Source organism: Acidiphilium sp. PM (genome assembly GCF_000219295.1).
Classification (GTDB): Bacteria; Pseudomonadota; Alphaproteobacteria; order Acetobacterales; family Acetobacteraceae; genus Acidiphilium; species Acidiphilium multivorum.
The window spans coordinates 1-4,046 of the sequence record NZ_AFPR01000210.1; the positions used below are offsets into that span (position 1 = coordinate 1).

Sequence of the window (4,046 nt, forward strand, 5' to 3'; positions counted from 1 at the left end):
CGGATTCCATCAGCGAAGTCGCCTCCCGCGCCGACGATTACGCCGGCTTCGGGCAACGCTACGGCGACGCGGCGACGGCCCGGCAGGATCTCGGCGGCGTGCAGTTCGCCGCCGTCGCGGTCGATACCGAAACCGGCATCATCCGGGTCGAGCGCGTGCTCGCCGTCCAGGATTGCGGCCGCCCGATGAACCCGCGTCAGATCGAAAGCCAGGTTCATGGCGGCATCCTGATGGGCCTGTCCTACGCGCTGTTCGAGGACCGCATCATGGACCGCCACACCGGCCGCATGGTCAACCCCGATCTCGAGCAATACAAGATCGCCGGACCGTACGAGACCCCCGCGATCGACGTCGTCCTCCTCGAAAACTACGAGGCCAACAGCGCAACCGATGCCTACGGCATCGCCGAGCCGGCGAACATCGCCACCGCGCCGGCGATCGCCAACGCCGTCCGCAACGCCATCGGCATCCGCCTGCCGACCCTGCCGATGACCCCGGCCGCGGTGCTGGCGGCGCTCGGCGGCTCTCCGTCCCGGAACCTGCCCCCATGAAACCGTTCGCCACGCTCCGCGCCCCGACGATCGCCGCCGCGGCCGCCGCCACGTCCACGACAATGGCGGAAGCGATGACCCGCGCCGGCCCGGCGCACGGCGTCGCGCTCCTGCGCGCCGGCGGCATCGACGTGCTCGGCCTGCTCAAGGAAGAACTGGTGGCGCCCGCCATGCTGGTGAGCGTCATCGACATTCCCGGTCTCGACGCGATCCGCGAGGATGCCGACGGGCTTCACATCGGCGCGGCGGCCACGCTCGCCGGCATCGCCGCGCATCCGCTCGTCCGCGAGCGCTATCCCGCGCTGGCCTCGGCCATCGGCCACTCGGCCAGCCCGCAGATCCGCAACGTGGCAACGCTCGGCGGCAATCTGCTCCAGCGGCCCCGCTGCTGGTATTTCCGCTCCGCCGCCTATCGCTGCCTGCGCAAGGGCGGCGGACACTGTTTCGCGCTCAATGGCGAGAACCAGTATCACGCGATCTTCGACAACCATCCCTGCGCGATCGTGCATCCCTCCACGGCGGCAACGGTCCTTGTCGCGCTCGGCGCCTTCGTCGACCTCGTCGATGCCCACGGAACCTCCCGCCGCGTCAGGCTCGAGAATTTCCTCGTCGGGCCGGCCATCGACCTGCAACGCGAGAACGATCTCCAGCCGCACGAAATCCTGACCGCGATCGTCCTGCCCACTCCGCCGTCCGGCGCCCGCATGGCGCATCTGCGCCAGGGCGAGCGCGATTCGATGGACTGGCCGCTGGCCGACGTCGCCGTGCTGATCGAGATGGATACTGCCCGAACCTGCACGCGCGCCGCCATCATCCTCGGCGCGGCGGCCCCGGTGCCGCATCGGGCGCGCGCCGCGGAAGCGGCGCTGCGCGGACGGGTCATCGACGATGATGCCGCCCGCGAGGCCGCGCACGCCGCCCTCGCCGGGGCGACGCCGCTCGCGAAGAACGTCTACAAGCTGAAACTGTTCGAAACCCTCATCCGCCGCGCGATCCTGACCGCGGTCGCATAGCCGCGCCCGGCGCTTGACGGTCATCCCCCGCCGCTGCAATCGCCATCCTGCAACCGCATCGGGACGGAGACGACGGGATGGCCGACGACGAACGACATATCCGCGCGGGGCTGATCGGCTACGGCTATGCCGGCCGCACGTTTCACGCCCCGCTCATCAGGGCCACGGCCGGCTATTCGCTCGTCGCGGTCGCCTCAAGCGATGCGGCGAAAGTGCAGGCCGACCTGCCCGGCATCGCGGTCGAGCAGGCCCCCGCCGCGCTCCTCCGGCGCGACGATATCGACCTCGTCGTCATCGCCACGCCGAACGACTCGCATCGCCCGCTCGCCGAAATGGCCCTCGCCGCCGGCAAGCATGTCGTCGTCGACAAGCCTTTTGCCCTCTCGCACGCCGATGCGCAGGCCGTGGTCGCCGCGGCCGAAGCGGCGCATCGCCATGTCGCGGTCTTCCAGAACCGCCGTTGGGACAGCGATTTCCTCGCCATCCGCCAGGCGATCGAAACCGGCCGCATCGGCGCGGTCCGCCACTTCGAATCCCATGTCGACCGGTTCCGCCCCCAGGTCCGCCCGCGCTGGCGCGAGGCCGCGGGCCCCGGCGCCGGGCTCTGGCTCGATCTCGGTCCGCATCTCGTCGACCAGGCGCTCTGCCTGTTCGGATCTCCGTCGCGGGTCATCGCGAGTTTCGCCGCCCAGCGGCAGGGCGCCACGGTCGAGGACTGGGCGCATGTCGTCCTCGAATATCCCGCCCTGCGCGTGATCCTGCACGCCGGCATGCTGGCGGCGGGCGGATCGCATCGCTTCGTCGTCCACGGCGAGGCGGGAACCCTGGTCAAGCGCGCGGCCGATCGGCAGGAAGACCAGCTTCGCGCCGGCATGATCCCCGGCGCGCCCGGCTGGGGCGAGGATCCCGACGATTTGCTCCTCCTCGACGGCACCAGCCCCCCGCTGTCCTTGCCCGCGCCGGCCGGCGACCACCGGGCATTCTACGCGGCGCTGCGCGAGGCGCTGCTCGGCCGCGCGCCGAATCCCGTGCGGCCTGACGAGGCGCTCGCGGTCATGGCGGTTCTCGATGCCGCCGCCCGCGCCGCATCGACCGGCAACGCCGCCATCCCCGTTTCAGGCGCATAGCGGCTCATCGGCTTCCGTCACCCCGGCCGGCGCGTTGATTTCCCTCAATGCCGCAAACCCTCCGGCATGGGATCGATAGGCCTCACAGCGCGATCGGGCTTCGGACATGTCGAGCAGCGAGCGAAAATCGCCCTGTCCCGCCTTCGTCGGGACCGGCGGCGGACGGACCATCCCCTTCGGGCGCGCCCGGCGATGACGCCCGCCGAAATCTGGCTCGCCTTCTTCGCCTGTCTCGCGCTGGTCGGCGCCGCCGGGCCGGTGCTGTCGCGCAACGGCGATATCATCGCGGTGAAGACGGGCCTGACCGGCGGCTGGATCGGCCTGATCCTCGTCGCCGCCATCACCTCGCTGCCCGAACTCGCGACCGGCCTCAGCGCCGTGACCATCGCCAACGCGCCGGACACCGCGGTGGGCGATGTCTTCGGCAGTTGCGTCTTCAACCTCGCGATCCTGATCGTGCTCGACTTCATGCAGCGCGGCGAGAGCGTCTACCGCCGCGTGCGCCAGGGGCACATCCTCTCCGCCGGCTTCGGCGTCGTGCTGATCGGCTTCGTCGGCATGAACATCGCCCTGCACGGCCAGGGCATGGCCTTCGCCGCATTCGGGGTCGGCGGCTACACGCCGATCATCTTCCTGCTTTACGCGCTCGGCGCCCGCGCCGTCTTCTTCTACGAGCGCGACCACCGCGAGGACGCCGCCGAAGACGCGGCCGACCGCTATGCCGGAACCACGCTCGGCACGGCGGTCCGCAGCTATGCGCTCGCTTCGGCGGTCGTCGTCGTCACCGGCACGGCGCTGCCATTCGTCGCCGTGGCGCTGGCCGCGGCGATGGGCTGGCAACAGACCTTCGTCGGCACGCTGCTGGTCGCCGCCGTCACCTCGCTGCCGGAACTGGTGGTCAGCGTCGTCGCCGTCCGCATCGGCGCCGTGGACATGGCGATGGCGAACCTGCTCGGCAGCAACATGTTCAACATCCTTATCCTCGGCATCGACGACCTGTTCTACCGGCAGGGCCCGATCCTCTACCGGGTCTCGCCGGTGCATGTCGTGTCGGCGCTGTCCGCCGTCATCATGTCGGGCCTGCTGATCGCCGGCATATTGTATCGCCCGCAGCGGCGCATCTTCCAAACCGTCGGCTGGATCAGCTTCGGCCTGTTCACGATGTATCTGCTGAATTCCTATGTGATCTTCCTCCATGGCACGCACTGACGAACACGGCGCCGGGCCCGAAACCGCTGATGCCGTGCGGTGGCACGCGCTCGGCCCCGACGCCGCGCTGGCCCGTCTCGGCAGCGACGCGGCGCAGGGCCTCACCGGCGAGGAGGCGAGGGCGCGCGCCACCCGCTTCGGTCCGA

The 4,046-nt window shown here is 70.3% G+C and carries 5 protein-coding genes; all 5 read left to right on the top strand.

Annotated elements, in window-relative coordinates; all coding sequences use genetic code 11:
* On the top strand, positions 1-551 hold a 551-nt coding region (locus APM_RS09730), incomplete at its 5' end, for a molybdopterin cofactor-binding domain-containing protein (protein WP_007423198.1).
* Entirely contained in the window at positions 548-1,564 is a 1,017-nt protein-coding gene (locus APM_RS09735) for a xanthine dehydrogenase family protein subunit M (protein WP_007423199.1), read from the top strand. The genes APM_RS09730 and APM_RS09735, both read left to right, overlap by 4 nt.
* A gap of 77 nt (positions 1,565-1,641) precedes the next feature.
* Positions 1,642-2,691, top strand: coding sequence for an oxidoreductase (locus APM_RS09740; protein WP_007423200.1), 1,050 nt, complete (start codon positions 1,642-1,644; stop codon positions 2,689-2,691).
* A 192-nt stretch (positions 2,692-2,883) separates the two neighbouring features.
* Positions 2,884-3,900, top strand: a complete 1,017-nt coding sequence (locus tag APM_RS09750) for a sodium:calcium antiporter (protein WP_007423201.1) — start codon at positions 2,884-2,886, stop codon at positions 3,898-3,900.
* The coding region (locus APM_RS20360; RefSeq protein ID WP_007423202.1) for a cation-transporting P-type ATPase at positions 3,887-4,046 on the top strand (160 nt) is incomplete at its 3' end. The genes APM_RS09750 and APM_RS20360, both read left to right, overlap by 14 nt.